The organism is Pseudomonas sp. Sample_21, assembly GCF_004307525.1.
Taxonomy (GTDB): Bacteria; Pseudomonadota; Gammaproteobacteria; order Pseudomonadales; family Pseudomonadaceae; genus Aquipseudomonas; species Aquipseudomonas atacamensis.
Window position 1 is genome coordinate 12,796 of sequence record NZ_RCNZ01000111.1, and the last position, 23,156, is coordinate 35,951.

26 protein-coding genes are annotated in these 23,156 nt (G+C 60.8%); 11 read left to right on the forward strand and 15 right to left on the reverse strand.

The features are described 5' to 3' along the window. Positions 1-51: 51 nt before the first annotated feature. Genes D8U71_RS21160 through D8U71_RS21180 form a run of 5 tightly spaced genes read right to left on the reverse strand, consistent with a single transcriptional unit; the run spans position 52 to position 3,092 of the window. Complete coding sequence (locus tag D8U71_RS21160) at positions 52-357, reverse strand: STAS domain-containing protein (protein WP_016771671.1); 306 nt, start codon at positions 355-357, stop codon at positions 52-54. Beyond that, entirely contained in the window at positions 354-1,007 is a 654-nt protein-coding gene (locus D8U71_RS21165; RefSeq protein WP_110603726.1) for an ABC transporter substrate-binding protein, read from the reverse strand. Before D8U71_RS21165 ends, D8U71_RS21160 begins: the two co-directional genes overlap by 4 nt. A gap of 11 nt (positions 1,008-1,018) precedes the next feature. Beyond that, positions 1,019-1,486, reverse strand: a complete 468-nt coding sequence (mlaD, locus tag D8U71_RS21170) for an outer membrane lipid asymmetry maintenance protein MlaD (RefSeq protein WP_016771673.1) — start codon at positions 1,484-1,486, stop codon at positions 1,019-1,021. Beyond that, a complete protein-coding gene (gene mlaE, locus D8U71_RS21175) occupies positions 1,486-2,283 on the reverse strand; it encodes a lipid asymmetry maintenance ABC transporter permease subunit MlaE (RefSeq protein ID WP_016771674.1) in 798 nt (265 codons plus the stop codon). Before mlaE ends, mlaD begins: the two co-directional genes overlap by 1 nt. Then, on the reverse strand, positions 2,283-3,092 hold the full coding sequence (locus tag D8U71_RS21180; protein WP_056782943.1) for an ATP-binding cassette domain-containing protein: 810 nt from the start codon (positions 3,090-3,092) through the stop codon (positions 2,283-2,285). The genes mlaE and D8U71_RS21180 overlap by 1 nt, the downstream gene beginning before the upstream one ends. 272 nt (positions 3,093-3,364) lie before the next feature. Here D8U71_RS21180 and D8U71_RS21185 point away from each other — a divergent pair, with 272 nt between their 5' ends. The 10 genes from D8U71_RS21185 (at position 3,365) to D8U71_RS21230 (ending at position 10,368) form a co-directional block, all read left to right on the forward strand. After that, a complete protein-coding gene (locus tag D8U71_RS21185; RefSeq protein ID WP_024011623.1) occupies positions 3,365-4,339 on the forward strand; it encodes a KpsF/GutQ family sugar-phosphate isomerase in 975 nt (324 codons plus the stop codon). Then, entirely contained in the window at positions 4,339-4,863 is a 525-nt protein-coding gene (locus D8U71_RS21190; RefSeq protein ID WP_016771677.1) for an HAD family hydrolase, read from the forward strand. The genes D8U71_RS21185 and D8U71_RS21190 overlap by 1 nt, the downstream gene beginning before the upstream one ends. A gap of 8 nt (positions 4,864-4,871) precedes the next feature. Then, positions 4,872-5,444 (forward strand): LPS export ABC transporter periplasmic protein LptC, encoded by a 573-nt coding sequence (gene lptC / locus D8U71_RS21195; RefSeq protein WP_041477980.1) that lies wholly within the window; start codon positions 4,872-4,874, stop codon positions 5,442-5,444. Further along, entirely contained in the window at positions 5,431-5,976 is a 546-nt protein-coding gene (lptA, locus tag D8U71_RS21200) for a lipopolysaccharide transport periplasmic protein LptA (RefSeq protein ID WP_130888596.1), read from the forward strand. Before lptC ends, lptA begins: the two co-directional genes overlap by 14 nt. Then, on the forward strand, positions 5,976-6,701 hold the full coding sequence (lptB, locus tag D8U71_RS21205; RefSeq protein WP_024011621.1) for an LPS export ABC transporter ATP-binding protein: 726 nt from the start codon (positions 5,976-5,978) through the stop codon (positions 6,699-6,701). Before lptA ends, lptB begins: the two co-directional genes overlap by 1 nt. A 166-nt stretch (positions 6,702-6,867) precedes the next feature. Further along, complete coding sequence (locus D8U71_RS21210) at positions 6,868-8,358, forward strand: RNA polymerase factor sigma-54 (protein WP_130888597.1); 1,491 nt, start codon at positions 6,868-6,870, stop codon at positions 8,356-8,358. Between the two features lie 73 nt (positions 8,359-8,431). Continuing rightward, positions 8,432-8,740 carry a ribosome-associated translation inhibitor RaiA gene (gene raiA / locus D8U71_RS21215; protein WP_007912419.1) on the forward strand — a complete coding sequence of 103 codons (309 nt, stop codon included), beginning with the start codon at positions 8,432-8,434 and terminating at the stop codon, positions 8,738-8,740. A gap of 12 nt (positions 8,741-8,752) precedes the next feature. Then, positions 8,753-9,217 carry a PTS IIA-like nitrogen regulatory protein PtsN gene (ptsN, locus tag D8U71_RS21220; RefSeq protein ID WP_016771683.1) on the forward strand — a complete coding sequence of 155 codons (465 nt, stop codon included), beginning with the start codon at positions 8,753-8,755 and terminating at the stop codon, positions 9,215-9,217. 2 nt (positions 9,218-9,219) lie between these two features. Then, the gene (rapZ, locus tag D8U71_RS21225) at positions 9,220-10,077 is read left to right on the forward strand and encodes an RNase adapter RapZ (RefSeq protein ID WP_130888598.1); all 858 of its coding nucleotides are present in this window, start codon (positions 9,220-9,222) and stop codon (positions 10,075-10,077) included. A gap of 15 nt (positions 10,078-10,092) precedes the next feature. Continuing rightward, positions 10,093-10,368, forward strand: a complete 276-nt coding sequence (locus D8U71_RS21230; protein ID WP_016771685.1) for an HPr family phosphocarrier protein — start codon at positions 10,093-10,095, stop codon at positions 10,366-10,368. 34 nt (positions 10,369-10,402) lie between these two features. On the opposite strand, the gene D8U71_RS21235 is transcribed toward D8U71_RS21230, so the two are convergent. From D8U71_RS21235 to pmbA, 6 genes are all read right to left on the reverse strand, one after another. Next, positions 10,403-11,296: a ZIP family metal transporter gene (locus D8U71_RS21235; protein WP_130888599.1), complete on the reverse strand. Its 894-nt coding sequence runs from the start codon at positions 11,294-11,296 to the stop codon at positions 10,403-10,405. A 29-nt stretch (positions 11,297-11,325) separates the two neighbouring features. After that, positions 11,326-11,937, reverse strand: a complete 612-nt coding sequence (locus D8U71_RS21240; RefSeq protein WP_130888600.1) for a superoxide dismutase — start codon at positions 11,935-11,937, stop codon at positions 11,326-11,328. A gap of 1 nt (position 11,938) precedes the next feature. Continuing rightward, positions 11,939-12,379 (reverse strand): hypothetical protein, encoded by a 441-nt coding sequence (locus D8U71_RS21245; protein WP_016771688.1) that lies wholly within the window; start codon positions 12,377-12,379, stop codon positions 11,939-11,941. Positions 12,380-12,406: 27 nt separating this feature from the next. After that, the gene (locus D8U71_RS21250) at positions 12,407-13,783 is read right to left on the reverse strand and encodes a class II fumarate hydratase (protein WP_130888601.1); all 1,377 of its coding nucleotides are present in this window, start codon (positions 13,781-13,783) and stop codon (positions 12,407-12,409) included. Beyond that, positions 13,764-14,171 (reverse strand): hypothetical protein, encoded by a 408-nt coding sequence (locus D8U71_RS21255; RefSeq protein WP_016771690.1) that lies wholly within the window; start codon positions 14,169-14,171, stop codon positions 13,764-13,766. Before D8U71_RS21255 ends, D8U71_RS21250 begins: the two co-directional genes overlap by 20 nt. Positions 14,172-14,422: 251 nt before the next feature. Continuing rightward, complete coding sequence (pmbA, locus tag D8U71_RS21260) at positions 14,423-15,775, reverse strand: metalloprotease PmbA (protein WP_172834015.1); 1,353 nt, start codon at positions 15,773-15,775, stop codon at positions 14,423-14,425. A 102-nt stretch (positions 15,776-15,877) separates the two neighbouring features. On the opposite strand from pmbA, the gene yjgA reads away from it, so the two are divergent. Continuing rightward, the gene (gene yjgA, locus D8U71_RS21265; protein ID WP_016771692.1) at positions 15,878-16,402 is read left to right on the forward strand and encodes a ribosome biogenesis factor YjgA; all 525 of its coding nucleotides are present in this window, start codon (positions 15,878-15,880) and stop codon (positions 16,400-16,402) included. 51 nt (positions 16,403-16,453) lie between these two features. Here the strand turns inward: yjgA and tldD are convergent, their stop codons facing one another. From tldD to D8U71_RS21285, 4 genes are all read right to left on the reverse strand, one after another. Continuing rightward, on the reverse strand, positions 16,454-17,896 hold the full coding sequence (tldD, locus tag D8U71_RS21270; RefSeq protein ID WP_016771693.1) for a metalloprotease TldD: 1,443 nt from the start codon (positions 17,894-17,896) through the stop codon (positions 16,454-16,456). A gap of 4 nt (positions 17,897-17,900) precedes the next feature. Then, positions 17,901-18,761: a carbon-nitrogen hydrolase family protein gene (locus D8U71_RS21275; RefSeq protein ID WP_130888602.1), complete on the reverse strand. Its 861-nt coding sequence runs from the start codon at positions 18,759-18,761 to the stop codon at positions 17,901-17,903. A 58-nt stretch (positions 18,762-18,819) separates the two neighbouring features. After that, positions 18,820-22,623 (reverse strand): YhdP family protein, encoded by a 3,804-nt coding sequence (locus D8U71_RS21280; protein ID WP_130888603.1) that lies wholly within the window; start codon positions 22,621-22,623, stop codon positions 18,820-18,822. A 75-nt stretch (positions 22,624-22,698) separates the two neighbouring features. Further along, a partial coding sequence (locus D8U71_RS21285) for a ribonuclease E/G (protein ID WP_177434932.1) occupies positions 22,699-23,156 on the reverse strand: 458 nt, incomplete at its 5' end.

Genomic DNA, 23,156 nt, shown 5'->3' on the forward strand with positions numbered 1-23,156 from the left:
CGAACCCCGCAACGCAGGACTCTGACGGGGGGCTTCTTTATAGATGATGGTTCAGGGTTGCGCCAACAACTCGGTCAATTCACTGACCTGAGCGATTTCACGCATGTCGTCAGGCATCGCGCGAATGCTGACGGCCTTGCCGGCCGCCTGCGCATCACGCATGAAGCACAGCAGCAACGACAGGCCGACGCTGCTGGACTTCTGCACCGCCGAACAATCGATGACCAGCGCCGATGCCTTGCTCGACTTGATCAGCGCCTGCCCTTCCTTGCGCAGGTCGGGCCCGGTGCGGTAATCCAGCACGCCGCTGAGCACCAGCTCGTCGACATCACTCATACGAACTGCCGCCTCACTCATTGCGCTGGCTTCGCGGCGGCTTTGTCGGTTTCCTGCTTGGCCTTGGCGACTTCACCGGCCCAGCCATCGATGGTCTTGTCCAGATCATTGCCATTGCGCTGCATGGCGTCGGCAAACTGGTCACGGAACAGCTTGCCAATGTTGATGCCATTGATGATCACGTTGCGCAGTTTCCACTCGCCGCTGATCTTCTCAAGCGTGTACTGCACCGGATAGATCGCGCCGTTGCTGCCCTTGACGGTCATGTTGACACTGGTGCGCTCGCCCGATTCGTCTTTGGCCGGGTCAACCGTGATGCCCTGGTTGTTGTATTCCAGCAGCGCGTTGCCATAGAACTGGAACAGACCGCGCTTGAAGTTTTCCTGAAAGCGCTGCATCTGCTCAGGCGTGGCCTTGCGCGAATATTTCACGGTCATGATGCTTTTGGAGATGCCCTCGGCATCCACCACCGGACCGACAATGTTGTTCAGCGCCGCATAGAAATCCTGCGGATCCTGCTTGTACTTCTCTTTGTTCGCCTGCAAATCGGCAAGCATCCGGTTCGTGGTGTCCTGAATCAGGTCATGAGCCGATTGCCCCGGTGCAGCGTTAGCCATCAACGGCAGGGCCGCGAGCAACACCAACAGGCCACGTCGCAAGATAGAGATCATTCAAAAGCTCCTCATTTGGCGTCTTTGCTAACGGTATTGAGCAGGAATTTACCGATCAGGTCTTCCAGTACCAGTGACGACTGCGTGTCGTGGATGGTTCCACCGTCTTTCAACTGGGTGTCTTCACCGCCGACGCTGATACCGATGTATTTCTCGCCCAGCAGACCCGCGGTCAGGATAGACGCTGTGGAATCGACCGGCAGGTTGTCGACCTTTTTATCCACTTGCAGCGTGACCCGACCAGTGAAGCTGTCGCGATCCAGATCGATAGCGGTGACCTTGCCGATGGTCACCCCGGCCATGGTCACTTTGGCTCTGACCGTCAGACCGGCGATATTGTCGAAATATGCATACAACTTGTAAGTGTCGGTGGACGAAGTCGGAGACAGGCCGCTGACGCGCAAGGCGAGCAGCAGCAAAGCCAGGATCCCTGCCAGCAGGAACAGGCCGACACCGATTTCCAGGGTGCGGTTTTGCATCAGAAATCTCCAAACATCAAAGCGGTCAGAATAAAGTCCAGACCGAGCACTGCCAGCGAGGCAAACACCACGGTCTTGGTGGTGGCACGACTGATCCCCTCGGAAGTGGGTTCACAGTCATAGCCTTGGAATACGGCGATCCAGGTCACGACGAAGGCGAAAACGACACTTTTGATCACGCCATTGAGCACGTCACTGGTGAAGTTCACGCTGTTCTGCATGTTCGCCCAGTACGAGCCTTCATAAACGCCCAGCCAGTCGACTGCCACCCACGAACCGCCCCAGATGCCGACGACGCTGAAGATCATCGCCAGCACCGGCAGGGAAATGAAGCCGGCCCACAGGCGCGGGGCAATGATGTACTTGAGCGGATCGACACCGATCATTTCCAGGCTGGACAACTGCTCGGTGGATTTCATGTTGCCGATCTCGGCGGTCAACGCCGAACCGGCCCGCCCGGCAAACAGCAACGCCGTGACCACCGGCCCCAGTTCACGCAGCAGCGTCAGGGCGACCATCTGCCCCACCGCCTGCTCTGAACCATAGCTGGAAAGAATGCTGAAGCCCTGCAACGCCAGGACCATGCCGATGAAAATGCCGGAGACCACGATGATCACCAGCGACATGACGCCGACCGAATGCAGCTGCTTGACCAGCAGGCCGAAACCACCGCTGATACCGCCACGGCCCAGCAGGGCGTGAAACAGGAACAGGGTCGCCCGACCAAACACCGCGACCGCGTCGATCGCCGATTCGCCGAACCGACGCACGCGTTCCATCAATGAAATTCTGCGCATCAACGCTTCCCCAGAAGATCTGCGCGGTAATCCGTCGCTGGAAAGTGATACGGCACCGGGCCATCGGGATCACCGGTCATGAACTGGCGGATACGCGGATCATCGGAATTCATCAGCTCATCCGGTGTGCCTTGGCCCAGCACCTGACCATCGCCCACGACATAGATGTAGTCGGCAATGCTCGCGGTTTCCGCCAGATCGTGCGAAACCACGATGCTGGTGATTCCCAGAGCATCGTTGAGCAGGCGGATCAGGCGCACTAACACGCCCATGGCGATCGGGTCCTGGCCCACGAAGGGCTCGTCGTACATGAGAATCTGCGGGTCGAGGGCAATCGCCCGGGCCAATGCTACACGGCGCTTCATGCCGCCGGACAGTTCGTCCGGCATCAGATCGATGGCGCCACGCAGGCCCACGGCCTGCAATTTCAGCAGGACGATGTCGCGGATCATGTCTTCCGGCAGTTGCGTGTGCACCCGCAACGGAAAGGCCACGTTCTCGAACACATCGAGATCGGTAAACAGCGCACCGCTCTGAAACAGCACGCCCATGTGCTTGCGCGCATCGAACAGATCGCTGCGCGACAGCGTCGGCAGGTTCTGCCCGTTGACCCAGACTTCGCCGCCGGACGGCCGCAACTGCGCGCCCATCAGGCGCAGCAGCGTGGTCTTGCCGCAGCCGGAAGGCCCCATGATGCCGGTGACCTTGCCGCGCGGGATGCGGATATCGACGTTATTGAAAATGCTCCGCGCACCGCGCTTGAAGGAGACTCCCTTCAGCTCGACCGCGTAGGCGTTATCGGCACTCATCTAAACTCCTTGCGATGCAGCCTCTCACTGGGATGCCAGACTTTCCTCGGAAACACCTGCATCCCGGGCAGGCCGAACTGGCGGCGAACTATATCACTGCAAAGGCTGAGCGCCCAAGCGAGAACCCGGCCAAGATCGCCGACTGAAGAGGGCCCGAGCGAGTTTCAGAGGGTTTTGGTAACCAGTAATGACAAAGCACGTCGAACTTGCGTGAGGCTTTGCCACATAACCGCTATAATCGCCGCCTTTTCATCGGCCCATACGATTCTGACATGAGCAAAACCCGCGACCTGATTCAATCGGCACAACGCACCATCCGCCTCGAAGTGGAAGCCGTCCAAGGCTTGATGGCCCATATCGACGCCGATTTCGTACGCGCTTGCGAGATGATTCTGGCCAGCAAGGGCCGCGTGGTCGTGGTCGGCATGGGCAAATCCGGGCACATCGGCAACAAGATCGCCGCCACCCTGGCCAGCACCGGCACCCCGGCGTTTTTCGTGCATCCGGCCGAAGCCAGCCATGGCGACATGGGCATGATCACCCGCGACGATGTGATTCTGGCCCTGTCGAACTCCGGCTCGACCAACGAAATCGTGACGCTGCTGCCATTGATCAAACGCCTCGGCATCCAGCTGATCAGCGTCACCGGTAATCCGCAGTCGCCATTGGCGAAGGCTGCCGAGGTCAATCTCAATGTGCATGTCGAGCACGAAGCCTGTCCGTTGAATCTGGCGCCGACCTCTTCTACTACTGCAGCGCTGGTCATGGGCGATGCCCTCGCCGTGGCCTTGCTGGAAGCGCGTGGTTTCACCGCTGAAGATTTTGCCTTCTCGCATCCCGGCGGCGCCCTTGGCCGTCGCCTGTTGCTGAAAGTGGAAAACGTCATGCACGCCGGGCAGGAGCTGCCGCAAGTACAACGCGGCACCCTGCTCAAAGACGCGCTGATGGAAATGACGCGCAAGGGTCTGGGCATGACCGCTATTATTGAAGCCGATGGCAAGCTCGCCGGGATCTTCACTGACGGTGATTTGCGCCGCACCCTGGATCGCGCCATCGACATCCGCAGCGCCACCATCGATCAGGTGATGACCGCACACGGCAAGACCGCCCGGCCCGACATGCTCGCCGCCGAAGCCCTGAAAATCATGGAAGACCATCGAATCAACGCTCTGGTAGTCGTCGACGAGGAGGATCGCCCGATCGGCGCCTTCAACCTCTCCGATCTGCTGCGCGCAGGAGTCATGTAATGAGCAACGATCTGCTGCAACGCGGCAAAGCGATCAAACTGGCAGTATTCGACGTCGACGGTGTGCTCACCGACGGGCGCCTGTACTTCCTCGAAGACGGCAGCGAGTTCAAGACCTTCAACACCCTCGACGGCCAGGGCATCAAGATGCTGATGAATGCCGGCGTACAAACCGCGATCATCAGCGGTCGCAAGACCCCGGTGGTCGAGCGCCGCGCGAAGAACCTCGGCATCCCGCACCTGTTTCAGGGGCGTGAAGACAAACTGGTGGTGCTCGACGGCCTGCTCGCGCAACTGGGCCTAAGCTATGAAGAAGTCGCTTATCTGGGTGACGATCTGCCAGACTTGCCGGTGATCCGCCGTGTAGGGCTGGGCATGGCGGTGGCCAACGCTGCCGATTTCGTCCGGGAACACGCCCACGGCGTTACCCGCGCCCGTGGCGGCGAAGGTGCCGCCCGCGAATTCTGCGAATTGATCCTGCGCGCCCAGGGCCGCCTCGAAGCGGCCAACGCCGCGTACCTGTGAGCCTGACCATGTTTAGCAAAAAGTTTCGCAACTTCCTGCTGTTCGGCTGCATCGCGGCGATTTTCGCTGCGGTCGGCTATTGGAACATCAGCCCGGAACGCTTCCTCGACAAGCCACCGGTTTCGGCTGCCGAGAATCCGATCGACTGGTACGCGACCAACACGCATACCATTCAGTACCTGCCCGACGGCAAGGTGCAGTACGAGATGACTTCCGACAAGGCCGAGCACGTCAAGGCAACCGACATCACCCTGGTGACCAAGCCTGATTTGAACATGTACCGCGGCACCGACTTCCCGTGGCACGTGACCAGTGAGCGCGGCGAGGTGAATTCCGGCGGTACCGAAGTGGAATTGATCGACTCGGTACGCGTACAGCGCACCGACGAGAAACAGCGCGGCACCCTGATCACCAGCACCCGCATGACCGTGTTCCCGCAGCAGGAATATGCGCAGACTGCGCAACCCGTTAGAATCGAGGGCGCTGGCGGTGTATCGACTGGCGTCGGAATGAAAGCGTACTTGAAGGACAGCAGGATACACCTGCAATCGAACGTAAGAGGACAGTATGAGGCTCGTTAAAACCCTCCCTATTTTGCTCAGTCTGGGCGCAGCACTGGGAAGCGCGAGCGCCTGGTCCCTGCCGAACGATCAGGAGCAGCCTATCCGCATTCAGGCCGACGACGCCCAACTGGACGACAAGAATGGCATCGCCACTTATAAAGGTGACGTGGTCATTACCCAGGGTTCGATGATCGTCAAAGGCAACACCGTGACCATGACTCGCGCGCCCAATGGCGACATCGATGTGGTGACCTCGGTGGGCAACCTGGCCTACTTCGAGCAGTTGCAGACCCAGGGCGACGCCAACCCGGTCAAGGGCTACGGCGTGACGATTCAATACCACGCCCAACAGAACCGTGTGGTGCTGATCGACAAGGCCAAGGTTATCGACAAGGATAACAACGTCACCCAGGGCGAAAAAATCGTCTACGACACCGTGAAGAAACTGGCCAGCGCCGGTCGCGCCACGGGCAGCAAGGTCACCGAATCGCGTCCGCGCATCGACATGGTGATCCAGCCGAAGAAGAAAACCGAAGAGAAATCCCAGTAATGGCAACTCTGAAAGCTCAGCACCTGGCCAAGGCCTATAAAAGCCGCCAGGTCGTGCGTGACGTCAGCCTGTCGATCGACAGCGGGCAGATCGTCGGCTTGCTCGGCCCGAACGGCGCTGGCAAGACGACCTGTTTCTACATGATCGTCGGCCTGGTGCAGGCGGATCAGGGCCGCGTGCTGATCGATGATCTGGACGTCAGCCATCAGCCGATGCACGGCCGCGCCAAGGCCGGTATCGGCTATCTGCCGCAAGAAGCGTCGATCTTCCGCAAACTGTCGGTCGCCGACAACATCATGGCGATCCTCGAGACCCGCCCGGAACTCGACAAGGCCGGTCGTCGCAAGGAGCTGGAAAGCCTGCTGCAGGAATTCCACATCAGCCACATCCGCGACAACCTCGGCATGAGCCTGTCCGGTGGTGAACGCCGCCGAGTGGAAATTGCTCGCGCGTTGGCCACTGCGCCGAAGTTCATCCTGCTCGACGAACCGTTCGCCGGTGTCGACCCGATCTCGGTCGGCGACATCAAGCAGATCATCCATCACCTCAAGGCCAAGGGCATCGGTGTGCTGATCACCGACCACAACGTCCGTGAGACGCTGGACATCTGCGAAACCGCTTACATCGTCAACGACGGTCAACTGATCGCTGAAGGCGATGCCGAAACCATCCTGGCCAACGATCTGGTCAAGGAAGTGTATCTGGGTCACGAGTTCCGCCTGTAAGCGCGACAGCGCTGTATCGATTCAAGGCGCATTTATCCGCTTTAATTGTTACAGCGCTCTAGGCAAACACTTCAGTTTCAGGCATATAATTTGCTTAAGTTTGGCGCTTCGGCGCCCTGTAGTGGATGGCGCAAAGCGCCGGCGAATAAGGTGTTAAGCCCCTGCCATGAAACCATCGCTAGTCTTGAGAATGGGCCAGCAGCTGACGATGACACCGCAGCTGCAACAGGCCATCCGCCTGCTCCAATTGTCGACCCTGGACCTGCAACAGGAGATCCAGGAGGCTCTGGAATCCAATCCGATGCTCGAGCGCCAGGAAGAAGGCGACGACTTCGACAACGCCGATCCTCTGGCCGACAACGCCGAACAGAAGCCCGCCGAAATCCAGGAACCCTCCTACCAGGAAACCGCCCCGACGGTGGACAACCTTGAGGATGGCGAATGGAACGAGCGCATCCCCAACGAACTGCCAGTGGATACCGCCTGGGAAGACGTCTACCAGACCAGCGCCAGCAGCCTGCCCAGCAGCGATGACGACGAGTGGGATTTCACCACCCGCACCTCGGCCGGCGAGAGCCTGCAAAGCCATCTGCTCTGGCAACTGAACCTGGCGCCGATGTCCGACACCGATCGCCTGATCGCCGTGACCCTGATCGACTGCATCAACAATCAGGGCTATCTGGACGAAACACTCGAAGAAATTCTTGAGGCGTTCGATCCTGAACTGGACATCGAGCTCGACGAGATCGAAGCCGTCCTGCATCGCATCCAGCAATTCGAGCCCGCCGGTATCGGCGCCCGCAACCTCAGCGAATGCCTGCTCCTGCAACTGCGCCAGTTGCCGGCCAAAACACCTTGGCTGGCCGAAGCCAAGCGGCTGGTCGCCGATTACATCGACCTGCTGGGCAGCCGCGATTACAGCCAGCTAATGCGCCGGATGAAGCTCAAGGAAGACGAGCTGCGCCAGGTCATCGAGCTGGTACAGAGCCTCAATCCGCGTCCGGGCTCGCAGATCGAATCAACCGAAGCCGAATACGTCATTCCCGATGTGATCGTGCGCAAGGACAACGAGCGCTGGCTGGTCGAGCTGAACCAGGAATCGGTGCCACGCCTGCGCGTCAATGCCCAGTACGCCGGGTTTGTTAAGCGTGCCGACACCAGCGCCGACAACACCTTCATGCGTAACCAGTTGCAGGAAGCCCGCTGGTTCATCAAGAGCCTGCAGAGCCGCAACGAAACCCTGATGAAAGTGGCCACGCAGATCGTCGAACATCAGCGCGGCTTCCTCGAATACGGCGACGAAGCGATGAAGCCGTTGGTATTGCATGACATCGCCGAAGCGGTCGGCATGCACGAATCGACGATTTCCCGGGTGACCACACAGAAATTCATGCATACCCCGCGCGGTATTTATGAGCTGAAATACTTTTTCTCCAGCCACGTCAGCACCTCCGAAGGCGGCGAATGCTCGTCCACGGCGATCCGCGCGATCATCAAGAAACTGGTCGCAGCGGAAAATCAGAAAAAGCCGTTGAGTGACAGCAAGATCGCTGGTTTACTGGAGGCACAAGGCATTCAGGTGGCTCGCCGCACCGTCGCCAAGTACCGCGAATCCCTCGGAATCGCGCCTTCGAGCGAACGCAAGCGGTTGATGTAAGCCACGTTACAGCGTTCCAGTGGCAGGCTTTTCGGCCTGCCGCTTTATGCACTGGCAACGAAGGAGAAGCTGTATGCAAGTCAACATCAGTGGACACCAACTGGAAGTGACCCAACCTCTGCGTTCCTACATCGAGGAAAAACTCCAGCGACTGGAGCGACATTTCGACAAGATCACCAACGTGCAGGTCACGATGTGCGTCGAAAAGCTGAAGCAGAAGATAGAAGCCACCTTGCATATCCCCGGCAGCGAAGTGGTCGCCAACGCAGAAGACACCGACATGTACGCTGCGATCGACTCACTCACCGACAAGCTGGATCGCCAACTCAAAAAGCATAAGGAAAAGACCCAGAGCCTCCTCCAGGGCGCGACCGGTCGTTAACACCCCTATCCCATGATCCGACTTGAAACCATCCTGACCCCCGGCCGTTCCCAAGTGAACGCGCCGGGCGGCAGCAAGAAAAAAGCCCTCGAACAGATTGCCAACCTGATCCACCGCGAAGTGCCGGATCTGGCGATGCAGGACGTCTTCGAGGCGCTGATCGCCCGTGAAAAACTCGGCTCCACCGGTTTTGGCAACGGCATCGCCATTCCCCACTGCCGCCTCAAGAGCTGCACGGCACCGGTCAGCGCCCTGCTGCACCTCGAAGCTCCGATTGATTTCGATGCCATCGACGGCGCCCCGGTGGACCTGTTGTTCGTGCTGCTGGTCCCGGAAGCCGCAACCGACGCGCATCTGGAGTTGTTGCGCCAGATCGCCAGCATGCTCGACCGCAAGGAAGTGCGTGACAAGCTACGCAGCGCTCCGAGCAATGAAGCCTTGTACCAGGTTGTACTGGACGAGCAGAACGGGCACTAATCATGCGTTTGATCATTGTCAGTGGCCGTTCGGGCTCGGGTAAAAGTACCGCCCTGAATGTCCTTGAGGACAACGGCTACTACTGCATCGACAATCTGCCGGCCGGTTTGCTGCCAGAACTGGCCGAGCGTGCGCTGATTCACACGGAGCTGGCGCAGCCGCTGGTCGCCGTGTCGATCGATGCACGCAACCTGCCCAGCCATCTGTCACGCTTTCCCGAGTTGCTCGAAGACGTGCGTGCCAAACACATCAAGTGCGATGTGCTGTACCTGGACGCCGACGAAGAAACCCTGCTCAAGCGTTTTTCCGAAACCCGGCGACGTCACCCGCTGAGCAATGCCAATCGCTCACTGGCCGAGGCGATTCACGATGAAACCGCCCTGCTCGGCCCGATCGCCGATCTGGCTGACCTGAAAATCAACACCACCAACCTCAATCTGTATCAACTGCGCGATACCCTGAAGTTGCGCCTGTTGAATCAGCCTGAGCCCGGCACGGCGTTTCTGGTTGAATCATTTGGCTTCAAGCGCGGCATGCCGGTCGACGCCGACCTCGTGTTCGATGTGCGCTGCCTGCCCAATCCGTACTGGAAACCGGAGCTGCGCGCTCAGTCCGGCCTCGATGCCCATGTGGCCGAATATCTGGCGCAGCAGCCGGATGTCGAAGAAATGTATCAGGACATCTACGCCTACCTGAACAAGTGGCTACCACGCTTCGCCGCCAGCAACCGCGCCTACGTGACCATTGCCATTGGCTGCACCGGCGGGCACCACCGCTCCGTCTACCTGACCGAACGTCTGGGTCAGGCCCTGCAGAAAACCCTGAAGAACGTCCAGGTTCGCCACCGCGACCTCACCTAAAGGATCCACACCGCGATGCCTGCTCGTGAAATCGAAATCATCAATAAACTGGGTCTGCATGCCCGGGCATCGGCCAAATTCGTCGGCGTGGCCGGTCAGTATCCAGACTGCACGATTCGGGTGGGACGCACCCCTGAAACGACTGTCGACGGCAAGAGCATCATGGCAATGATGATGCTCGCGGCGGGTAAAGGCACCAAAATCCATTTGAGCACCGAAGGCGAACAGGCTCAGGAAGCCATGGACGCATTGGTCGATCTGATCGAAAGGTATTTCGACGAAGGTGAATAATCCGCGAGGCGGGGACACTGTTCCTCGCCTCCATTCACCCCAACGCCGTATCCATCACCATCATCAAACAAAACCCGACCAACAGGCCCAGACTGGCCAGCTTGTCATGCCCATGACGGCGCGATTCCGGGATCACTTCGTGGGTCACCACCAGCAACATCGCCCCGGCCGCCAACGCCAGTCCCAGCGGCAACAGCACTTGAGCCAGACTCACCAGCCACGCGCATAAGAGTGCAAATACCGGTTCGACCAGCCCAGACGCCGCGCCGATGAGAAACGCCCTGAACCGTGACATCCCCGCCCCGGCCAGCACCAACGCAATCACCAGCCCTTCCGGCACATCCTGCAACGCAATGCCCATCGCCAGACTGTCGGCGTCCGCCATCCCGCCGCCGGCAGACACGCCGACCGCCATGCCTTCTGGAATGTTGTGCGCGATGATGGCGAACACGAACAGCCAGATTCGTGGTGGAATCACCGGATGCTCCAGCGTGCCGACGAGCATCTGCGGCGAGGCACCGGAAACGCGCCGATCCACCAGATACAGACCGAACGCGCCGAGCAGGATGCCGAAGCAGATCAGGCCACTGGCGGCCCACGGCGTAAGACCAAGACTCTCCGCCGCAGCAATGCCCGGCACGATCAGCGAAAACGCCGTCGCCGCCAGCATCACCCCGGCACCAAATCCCAGCAAGGTGTCGCTGAGTGCCTGCGGCATGCGCCGGATCACCAGCACCGGCACCGCGCCAAGCGCCGTGCCCAAGGCGCAGATGGCACCGCCCTGCAAGGCGCGCAACAGCCGCGGTTCCAGATTCAGCCACTGCAAACCGTGGGCGACCAGCAAAGTCATCCCCGCCAGCAGCAACAGCGAGCCCACCGCGTAACGAAACATGCGCCCGCTGCCAATCGCCAGTGTTTCCGTGCCCATAGTCAGCCCTGATTGTTTTTATGGAAGGCTCAGACCAGTGCGGCCTGATAGCGCGCAGCAACTTCCGGCCAGTTGATCACGTTGTAGAACGCGTTGATGTATTCCGGGCGACGGTTCTGGTAGCGCAGGTAGTAGGCGTGCTCCCAGACGTCGAGACCGAGGATTGGGGTATTGCCGTTCATCAACGGGCTGTCCTGATTGCCGCTGCTTTCTACGATCAGTTTTTTCTCCGGGGTGACGCTCAGCCACGCCCAGCCGCTGCCAAAACGGGTCAGTGCGGCTTTGGTGAAGGCTTCCTTGAAGCTGTCGAGTCCGCCCAGTTGCTCATCAATAGCCGTGGCCAGCGCGCCGTCGGGCTTGCCGCCGCCGTTGGGCACCATCACTTCCCAGAACAGCGAGTGATTGGCGTGACCGCCGCCCTGATTGATCACCGCTGCGCGAAGCTTTTCCGGCAGTTGCTGGACGCTGGCGACGAGTTTTTCCACCGGCCAATCGGCGAATTCGGTGCCTTCCACGGCGGCGTTGAGGTTGTTGATGTAGGTCTGGTGATGCTTGGTGTAATGGATTTCCATGGTCTGCGCATCGATGTGCGGCTCAAGGGCATCGTAGGCATAAGGCAAGGCAGGCAAGGTAAAAGCCATTTCAGTGGACTCCATACTGATGGGGATTTGAGGCGCGGCGGGCATTGCCGGTGTCCGGATGCAGCAGGCGCTGGGTGCGCGGGTACTCGCCGTGCTCGCTGATGAAATTCAACAGTTCGACGTAGGTCTTGCTGCTCTGGCGCAACGCCGCCTCACGCAGGGCCGGGCGCAGGCGTTCGTCCTGCATGGTCTGCAACAAGCGCTGATGGATAGCGCACAGGTATTCGGCGCTCTCCTCCGGTTGATTCAGGCGCAAATGCAGGTCGGCGAGGTTGTGATGAGAGACGACGCAGGCCGCCACCGCTTCGTCGGCATCCGCCCAGCGTTCGAACAACACTTGCGCCAGGGCCAGGGCTTGCAGATAAGCCTCACGGGCGTCGATCAGTTCGCCCAGCATGAAGCAGCGATTGGCCCGTTCGATCGTGCGTTTCCAGTGCTCCATGGTGAGCCTCCAAAGCGGTTGCGGGGTTTACACGCCGCCGGCGGTGAGCTTCTCGGGGTTGAGCAACTCTTCCAGCTGGCTGCGCGACAGGTCGGTGTGTTCCAGAGCGACGTCGATCACCGCGCGGCCTTCCTTGTAGGCCTGCTTGGCGATTTCGGCGGCTTTCTGGTAACCGATGATGGGGTTGAGTGCGGTGACCAGAATCGGATTGCGCGACAACGCTTCTTGCAAGCGCGATTCGTTGACCTTGAAAGTAGCGATTGCCTTGTCACCGAGCAGGCGACTGGAATTGGCCAGCAGTTCGATGCTGCTCAGCAGGTTGTGCGCGATGATCGGCAACATCACGTTCAGTTCGAAATTGCCGGATTGGCCGGCCACGGTGATCACCGAGTCGTTGCCGATCACTTGCGCAGCGACCATCGCAGTGGCTTCCGGGATCACCGGGTTGACCTTGCCGGGCATGATCGATGAACCCGGTTGCAGCGCTTGCAGTTCAATTTCGCCGAGGCCGGCCAGGGGACCTGAGTTCATCCAGCGCAGGTCGTTGGCGATTTTCATCAGCGACACCGCAGTAGCTTTGAGCTGGCCGGAGACAGAGACTGCCGTGTCCTGCGAGCCAATCAGCGCGAACAGATCCTTGCCCGGGGTGAACTGCACGTCGGTCAGTTGGCTCAGATGCCGACTGAATCGCGCGGCGAACTCCGGATGCGCATTGATCCCGGTACCGACCGCAGTGCCGCCCTGCGCCAGCGCTTGCAGGCTTGGCAGCAAATCCTGCAGATGGCCGATATTGGCCTTGAGCTGCTGCGCCCAACCGTTGAGCACCTGGCTCATGCGCACCGGCATCGCGTCCATCAGGTGGGTGCGCCCGGTCTTCACATGGTGATGCACTTGCTCGGCCTTGCGCTCGATCACCTGGACCAGATGCAACAGCGCCGGCAGCAATTGTTCATGCAGCGCCAGCGCGGCGCTGACGTGGATGGTGGTCGGGATGATGTCGTTGCTGCTTTGCCCGCAGTTGACATGATCGTTGGCGTTGACCGGCTCGCCGAGCATGCGACTGGCCAGCGTCGCGATCACTTCGTTGGCGTTCATGTTCGAGCTGGTGCCGGACCCGGTCTGGAAGATATCCACCGGGAAATGCTGCATGAAATTGCCTTCGAGCAGACCTTGCGCGGCATCACTGATGGCTTTGCCCTGGGCCGCGCTGATCTGGTTCAGCTCAACGTTGGCCCGGGCAGCGGCGGCTTTGGCGAGGATCAGCGCGCGGATGAACTGCGTCGGCATCGGCTTGCCGCTGATCGGGAAGTTGTCCACGGCGCGCTGGGTCTGCGCGCCATAGAGCGCATCGACCGGCACCTGCAGTTCGCCCATGCTGTCGCGCTCAATACGTGTCTTGGTCATGCGAATGTCCTTGCAGCAAATCAATGAGAGGAATCGACGGTTGCAACTCGCAAGTGGCGAGCTGCCAGGTGTAGCGTTGCCAGCGCCGCAAGCGGCATTGGCATAGCGACAGGCGCTCCATTTCACGCAAGGGACGCCAGGCTTGATCGAGACAGACGCTGCGCCAGTGCCACGGCAACGCGATGTCGGTGGCGGTATCGAGCAGCAGACGGAAAGACGTTTCGGCGACAGTCCAGGGCGAAGTGGCTGTGCAACAGGACAGATAGCGCCCTTCGGCGAGGTAGTGTTCGATCAGGCGCGGTTCGTCAGGATCCAGCGCGCAACGGATCTGGCGGCTCATCCAGCGCCAGCTTTCGAGGTAGGGCTGCTCGTGCAAGGCAGAACTCATGATCCGGGACTCGTTCGGAGATGAGATTTATTATTAGATGATAATGATAACCAACACAAGCACTCGAGTTTGCGCTGCTCACTTGTGGGAGTTAGCCTGCTCGCGAATGCGCTGTGTCAGTCAGCACATTTACAACTGATCCATCGTTTTCGCGAGCAGGCTCGCTCCCACAGGGGATTTGTGCGAAGCGAATAAAAAGGCGCGCCATCCAGAACGGATGGCGCGCCTTTTTTTGTTGGCGGATTCGCGGCTTAGCTGCCGGCGACAGTCATCCGCTCGATCAACACCGAGCCGGTGCGGATGTTGCTGCGCAGCTCCAGATCATTACCCACTGCGACAATCTGCTTGAACATGTCGCGCATGTTGCCGGCGATGGTCACTTCCTGTACGGCGAACTGGATCTCGCCGTTTTCCACCCAGAAGCCTGCCGCACCGCGCGAATAGTCGCCGGTGACCATGTTCAGGCCATGGCCCATCAACTCGGTGACCAGCAATCCCCGGCCCATGCGCTTCAACAGCGCTGCCTGATCTTCATCGCCATGGGTGACGAACAGGTTGTGCACGCCGCCCGCGTTGGCGGTGCTCGGCATGCCCAGTTTGCGCCCGGAGTAGGTACCGAGAATGTACGAGACCAACTCGCCCTTTTCGACGAATGGTTTCGCGTAAGTGGCCAGGCCATCACCGTCGTAGGAAGCACTGCCCATGGCACGCATCAGATGCGGACGCTCATCGATGGTCAGCCATTCCGGGAACAGCTTCTGCCCGAGGGTGCCTTCGAGAAACGACGATTTGCGATACAGGCTGCCGCCCGACACGGCCGAGAGGAAACTGCCGAACAGACCACCCGCCAGTTCGGCGGAAAACAGCACCGGCACCTCGCATGTCGGCACCGGCCGCGCGCCCAGACGGCTCGCCGCCCGTTGCGCGGCACGCTGGCCGATGCTCACCGGATCGGCGAGCAGACTGCCCTGGCGATTGACGTCATACCAGTAATCGCGCTGCATCTGGCCGTCGGCTTCAGCAATCATCACGCAACTCAGGCTGTGCCGGGTCGACGCGTAGCCGCCGATGAAACCGTGGCTGTTGCCGTAAACCCGGCAGCCCTGATGGGTGCTGAGGGTGGTGCCGTCGGCGTTCTTGATCCGCGCATCGGCATCGAACGCCGCGGCCTCGCAGAGCAAAGCCTTCTCGATGGCCTGCTCCGGGGTGATGTCCCATTCGTGGAACAGGTCGAAATCCTGCACATCCCTGGCCATCAGCGCCGCATCGGCCAGACCCGAGGCTTCGTCCTCGGAGGTGTGTTTGGCGATCGCGAGTGCTGCAGCGACGGTTTCACGAATCGCCTCCGGCCCGGTGGCCGAGGTGCTGGCCGAGCCTTTGCGCTGGCCGACGTACAGGGTGATGCCAAAACCCTGATCACGATTGAATTCAACGGTTTCGACCTCGCGCTGACGCACCGAAGTCGACAGGCCTTGCTCCAGCGACACCGCGACTTCACAGGCGCTGGCGCCCTGGCGCTTGGCTTCGGCGATGATCTGCTCGACCTGTTCTTGCAGTGCCGGCAATGCCTGCGGGCCGACGCTTTGAACTGCACTCATGCTCATCTCCACTCAAATTCTGCTTTCGGCTGGGGTCATCGAGCGACCGGGCCGGACAAGCGGCCCCCGACTGGTTATCATGGCGGCGTTTCTTTGCGGACTGCCACCATGGTTGATTCTTACGACGACTCCCTCGATACGGGAGAAAAAAGCAAATCTCAGGTCAAACGCGAGTTGCATGCGCTGGTTGACCTCGGCGAGCGCCTGACCACACTCAAGCCTGATCTGGTCGCCAAACTGCCGTTGACCGACGCTTTGCGCCGGGCATTGGCCGATGCGCCCAAGCACACCGCGAACATCGCGCGTAAACGGCATTTGCAGTTCATCGGCAAACTGATGCGCGACCAGGACACTGACGCGATTCTGACTCTGCTCGATCAACTCGATGCCTCCACTCGCCAGTACAACGAGCGTTTCCATAATCTGGAACGCTGGCGTGACCGCCTTATCGCGGGCGATGACGCCGTGCTGGAGAAATTCGTCATCGAATACCCGGACGCCGATCGCCAGCAATTGCGTTCCCTGATCCGTCAGGCCCAGCATGAGGTTGCGCAAAACAAACCACCTGCTTCGAGCCGCAAGATCTTCAAATACATTCGGGAGCTGGACGAGACTCAACGCGGCCTGCGTTGATAATCGCCACCGGGTGGCCGTCCTGCGCGCCACCCGAAAGCCCCGCCTCTCTTATGCGCCCGTGCCACCCACGGTAATCGCATCGATTTTCAGCGTTGGCTGGCCGACACCCACCGGCACCGACTGCCCATCCTTGCCGCACGTACCCACACCGCTGTCCAGCGCCAGATCGTTACCGACCATCGACACCCGGCTCATCGCCTCGGGACCGTTGCCGATCAATGTCGCGCCTTTGACCGGTGCGGTGATCTTGCCGTCCTCGATCAGATAAGCCTCGCTGGTGGAGAATACGAACTTGCCGCTGGTGATATCGACCTGACCGCCGCCGAGGTTGGCGCAGTAGATGCCCTTCTTCACCGAAGCGATGATTTCCGCCGGATCACTTTCGCCACCGAGCATGTAGGTGTTGGTCATGCGTGGCATCGGCAGGTGCGCATAGGATTCGCGACGACCGTTACCGGTGCGGGCCACGCCCATCAGCCGCGCGTTGAGCTTGTCTTGCATGTAGCCCTTGAGTACGCCGTTTTCGATCAGCGTAGTGCACTCGGTCGGCGTGCCTTCGTCATCGACGCTCAGCGAACCGCGACGGCCGCTCAAGGTGCCGTCATCGACGATGGTGCATAACTTGGAGGCAACCATTTCGCCCATGCGCCCGCTGTAGGCCGAGCTGCCCTTGCGGTTGAAGTCGCCTTCCAGACCGTGACCGACCGCTTCGTGCAGCAGCACGCCGGACCAGCCGGAACCCAGCACCACCGGCAAGGTACCGGCCGGCGCCGGAATCGCTTCCAGATTGACCAGCGCCTGGCGCAGCGCTTCGCGGGCATAACCCATGGCGCGGTCTTCGGCGAGGAAGTAGCGGTAATCGGTACGCCCACCGCCGCCGTGCCCGCCGCGTTCGCGACGGCCATTCTGCTCAACGATGACGCTTACGTTGAAACGCACCAATGGGCGCACATCAGCGGCCAGGCCACCGTCGGTGGAGGCCACCAGAATCCGCTCCCAGACCCCGGCCATGCTCACGCTGACCTGCTGAATCCGTGGGTCGAGTGCGCGGGTGGCGACGTCGATGCGTTTGAGCAACTCGACTTTTTCCGCGCGGCTGAGCACTTCCAGCGGGTTATCGGGCGCGTACAGTTGCGCGACATCCTGGCTGGTGAATGCCTGCACGGTGCCGTTCTGCCCGGCGCGGGAGATCGAACGCGCGGCGCGGGCTGCTGCACCTAGGGCCTCGAGGGTGATCGCGTTGCTGTAGGCAAAACCGGTCTTCTCCCCGGACTGCGCGCGCACGCCGACACCCTGATCGAGGTTGAAGCTGCCTTCCTTGACGATGCCGTCTTCCAGCGCCCATGACTCGGAAATCTGGCCCTGGAAATACAGGTCGGCGGCATCGATGCCCGGCCCGGCCAGATCGCCGAGCACGCCTTGCAGGCTCTCGATCGTGACACCGCCGGGTGCCAACAGGTGATCACTGACTGAGGACAACAACTCGCTCATAGGTTTACGCCTTAAATTCGTGTTCTGAAGCAGGCCGCTGGGCGCCCTGCGAGAAAAACCGCCGATGACGCGTCACCGGCATGCGCGCCCGGATGGACGCTTGTTCATCACTGTCGCGGGCGGCCAGCAACACCGCCTCGCCTTGTTCCTGCTGGGCCAGCACACGCCCCCACGGGTCGACAATCGCCGCATGCCCGAAGGTCTCGCGTGGCCCCGGATGACTGCCGCCCTGTGCGGCCGCGAGGATATAACACTGTGTTTCGATGGCCCGCGCGCGGATCAGTACATCCCAATGCGCGGCGCCGGTTACGGCCGTAAAGGCCGACGGTGCGGTAATCAACTCGGCACCGGCGGCACGCAATTCACTGTACAGCTCCGGGAAACGCAAGTCGTAACACACGCTCAGACCGACGCGCCCCACCGGCGTATCCGCCACCACAACATTACCGCCATAAGCATAGTCATCGGATTCACGGTATTGGCCGCGATTGTCGGCGACATCGACATCGAACAGATGCAGCTTGTCATAGCGCGCGACGATCTCACCGTTATCGTTGATCAGCAACGAGCAGGCATTGGCTTTGGCCGTGGGTTGACCCAACGGTGGCAACGGCAATGTACCGGCGACTATCCATAAGGTGAGGTCGCGGGCCGTCTGTTTCAACCAGGGCAGGATCGGCCCTTCGCCCAAGGCCTCGGCGCGGCCGATATCGGCGACGTCACGACGGCCCATGGCGGCGAAGTTTTCCGGCAGCACCGCGAGTTTCGCCCCGCTGGCGGCTGCCTGTTCAAGCAGGCGTCGGGCTTGGGCCAGATTGGCCAGCACGTCACTCTGGCTGACCATTTGAATCACCGCTAAAGACATGGCGAACTCCCATAGAGGTATTTGGCCATGCTACTCCATCGCTTCAAGGCCGGGCCGCTCAAAAAGGCTTGTCGAAGGTGATTTTCGGCTCTTTCCATGGGCCTTTGACGGTGTACTTGACGCTGGCGAAGCGCGCCACGCGGTCGCCGATCAGCTTGTCGATGAGGAACAGCGCGCCGCCGACCGCCGGTGCGCCAACAAGCAGCGCGGCGATCGGCAGGTTGTTGGTCACCGGCAAGGTCACCAGCAATTTCGCATCGACCTTGTCACCGACCAGATCCAGCGTGCCGTCCAGCTCAAGATTGCTCGAAGGCCCGGTCAGGCGAATCGGCTCGCGGGTAACGTAGACACCGTTGGTCGCCACCAGCAAACCTTTGACCCGGTCGTAGCTCAGGCCTTTGCCGAACAGGTCGGAGAAGTCCAGACGCAGACGCCGGCCGATCGAGTTGAAGTTGAGCAGGCCGAACACCCGCAGCGCCTGAGCACCACCTTCCACTTCAACGAACTGGCCCTTGTTCAGCGAGGCGTCGAGGGTGCCGGAGAAGCGCTTGGTCGCCAACCACGCCGGCGAGCCCGGCCAACGTCCATCGACGTCCATATGGAATTCTTCGCTGGTCACGCTAGGCGCGAAGCCCCAGCCTTTGAGCACGTCGGCCAGATTCTTGCCGCCAATGCGGCCCTTGTACCAACTGCTGGTCGCCCCCGGCGCGCCTTCCCAGCCGCCGTTGCCTTGCAGCAGGATGCCCTTGAGGCCCATGTCGAGGTTGTTCAGGGCGATGCCCTTGGCGGTCGGCCGCACTTTCAGCGACCAGCCACCGACCAGATCGGGGCCGAGGAACAATTGATTGAGGGTGATATCCAGCGCCGGAATTTTCGTCGGATCGACCGACGCCAGTGGATCCGGCGCGTTCTCGTCAGCCTGCACCGCCGGGTCCGGCGCCGGAAGTTTCACGTATTGCAGATTCACCGCAATCGGCACGCCGTTGGCGTCCGGCAGGCTGGCCGTGCCCTTGGCCTGCTGACTATCGAGAGCGAGATTCCATGCGCCGGGCTTGCGATTGATCTGCACCGAGGCCTGATCCAGCGTGGTGCCGAGCGCGGTCAATTTGCCGACTTTGATGTCAGCGCTGCTGAGCAGTTGCTTGGCGCTGCCGCCCGGATCCCCGCCGGCGTATTTGTTGGCCAGATCCTGCCACGGCGCAACGTCCAGCTCTGACAGCACCCCACGAATGCGCAGACCCTTGGCGCCCGGCAACACCGCTTCGCCAGCGCCGAGAAACAGTTCGCCACGGCCATCGGCGAAATTGCTCGGCGGCGCGGCAAAGGTGAAATTGGCCAGTTGATCGTAATTGACCCAGTACCGCCGCTCCTGGCCTTGCAAGGTCATGCGGAATACCGTGTCGCGCCCGACATCGGCGGTCATGCCGAACGGCGCCGGCAGATCCACCGCCACGCCTTTGAGGCTGGAGCTGACCAGCAACTGGCTGTCGGCCCCGGAAAGATTCAGCTGCAACTGATAAGGAATCGTCCCGGACACCGGCAGCGGCTGGTTCACGCCCAGCCAGTCGGTGAGCTTTTTCACTTCGACCTGCCCCGACGCCGCAACCCGGGTCTTGATCTGGTTGGGGCTGCCATCCGCGAAGATCTGCGCAGTGACCGGTTTGTCGAAGGCCCGTGCAGAGATGTTCTGGCCGCTGAGGCCTTTATTGCTGTCGAAGCGGAAATCGCCCTTGAGCTGGCTCAGTTCCAGTTTCGGTTCGGCCAGTTTCAGCCGCGCGTTGGCGGTTTTGAAATCGACGAGGATTTTCGGTTGCTCGCCCTTGGCCAGCGGAATGTCCAGTTTGAGCTTGCCATTCAGATCACCAGCGCCCTCCCAACCGGCAAAGGTCTCGCCAGTGCCAATCGGCGCGTCCTGGAGAATCTTCAAGCCATCGCCGAGGCCACCGGCAAATGCGCCATCAAGAAACAAATGCGAGTTCTGCCCGGCCGGTACGTGAGGAATATTGACGAAGACATCGCTGACTTGCGTATCGAGCAACTGGCCCTTGCTGGCCCAGATGCGCACGCCGCTGTCCTCGATGAACACGTCACCGCTGACCTTGCTCACGTGCGGCCAGCCCGGCTGAAAGGCCAGTTCGGCGTCATGCACTTTGAAGAACAGGCTGATGCTGCGATCAGCCTCGCCGGCATTCTTGCTCAGCGAGCCCTGATACTGGAAGAAACCCTGATCCACCGCGCCTTTGAGGATCGCCGTGCGCAGCCACTCATCAAGCGCCGGGCTCAACACCGCCGGCAGGTATTTCGCGGTATAGCGACCGTCGCCTTCGACCAGGCCGACGCGCAGGTCCATGTAATCTTCCTGGCTATGGTCGAAGTGCAGGCGGATGAGGAAGTCGCCGGCAATCTTGCCCTCCTCGCCCAGCACCTTCAGGTACGGCGCAATCAGGGTGAAGCCATCCTTGTCGAGCTTCCACGTCAGCCGCGCATTGGCCTGCAGGTATTGCCATGGTTTGGCGAAAATCGGATCGAGGTGCAGGACGAAGTCCTTGCTGTCGAGGCGCAACTCACCGCCGTCCAGATTGCCGCTGAGGCTGCCGCTGACATTTCGCGCCGCTGGAGCGCCGTGGTAGGCATCGAAACCGACATTGTCGAGGTTGGCGGCAAAGCCGAATTTGCTGCCATCGGTGGCGGTCGGGCGGAAGTCCAGCAGCACATTACGCAGACCGCCGGTTACCTTCAAACGCTCGACCACAGTGGCGAAGCTTTGCGGTAACGGCCCCAGCGCATTGAGCAGCGGCGTGATCGGGGTCAGATCGAGGCGATCGGCCTGCAAATGCCAGAGCTCTTCAGCCTTGGCGCTGGCGCGAGTCTGCTGCACCTGCACATGGGATTCCCAGCGGGTGTCGCCGAAGCTCATCGCCAGTGAATCAAGAGTGACCTTCGCGCCCTCGGCGGTGTTGCGGTAATAGGCGTTGAGCGCCAGATTGTTGATCTGGATCGGCTTGCGCTCGGCGTAGGCACCGGTCACTTGCGGCGCATTCAGGCGCAACGCGGCGCTTTGCAGGCTGCCTTCGGCCCAATCGACCCAGAGTTCGCCGCCGGCCTTGATCTCGGAAAAATTCCATTGCTGGGTCAGGCGCTCGGGCAGCCATTTCGACCAGTCGCTTTGCGGCAGGCTGGCATAACCCTCGATGACGCTGTTCTGCCACTGATCAGGACGCAACTGGCTGCGCAGGCTCAGCGCCACAGGCTGGCCGTCGGGCAAGGTCAGACGCGCGTCGACACGCTGGCGGCTGGCGCCGGTGCGCAGATTCAGACCGACATAGGTGAGCGTCATGGGCGCGTGGTCGAGCGGTTGCAGGGTCACCTGGCTGTCGAGCACCGACAGTTGCTTGATCATCTGCGAGCGCTGGAACAGTTGCGCTGCATCGAACGGCTGATCCTTCTGCACCGGCAGACCTTCCAGCGCCCAGGTACCGTCTTCGGCTTCCTTGAGGCTGATCTTCAAACCGTTGAGTTCGATATGCGCGAGGCGCACTTCGCGGGCGAGCACGCTGCCCCACATATCCGGCACCACCCGCACGCGGTCGAGGCGCAGAGCGTTGGCACCGTCGCCGACCATCACGTCGTGGGCCAGCAGGATCGGCGCGAAACCGCTCCAGTTGCCTTCCAGCTCACCGATTTGCAAAGGCATGCCGAGGGCGGCGCTGGCCTTGTCTTCGATGTCGGCGCGGTATTCCGCCACCAGTGGCGTCAGCTCGCGGCCGAGGCTGACGTATAACGCCATCAACACCAGAACCAACGCGCACAGGCCCAGCCCCCAGCGGGTGAGTGCGGCCAGAATGCGTGTCAGACGCTCCATGTCAGTTGGCTCCCATGGCAAAAATACTGCGAAAAGCTGAGGCCAGCCGCGTTGAATGAGTGGTGATGCAGGGCTTCAGAGCAGCACCACGTCATATTGTTCCTGGGAATACATGGTTTCCACCTGGAAGCGTATGGTGCGGCCGATAAAGCCTTCAAGCTCGGCGACGTTACCGGACTCTTCATCGAGCAGACGATCGACTACTTTCTGGTTGGCCAGCACCCGATAACCCTCGGCCTGATAGGCCCGGGCCTCGCGCAGAATCTCACGGAAGATCTCGTAACAGATGGTTTCGGCGGTCTTCAGTTTGCCGCGTCCCTGACAACTGCTGCACGGTTCGCACAACACCTGCTCAAGGCTTTCGCGGGTGCGCTTGCGGGTCATCTGCACCAGGCCCAGCTCGGTGATGCCGATGATGTTGGTCTTGGCGTGATCGCGCTCCAGCTGTTTCTCCAAAGTGCGCAGGACCTGACGCTGGTGCTCTTCATCTTCCATGTCGATGAAGTCGATGATGATGATCCCGCCGAGGTTGC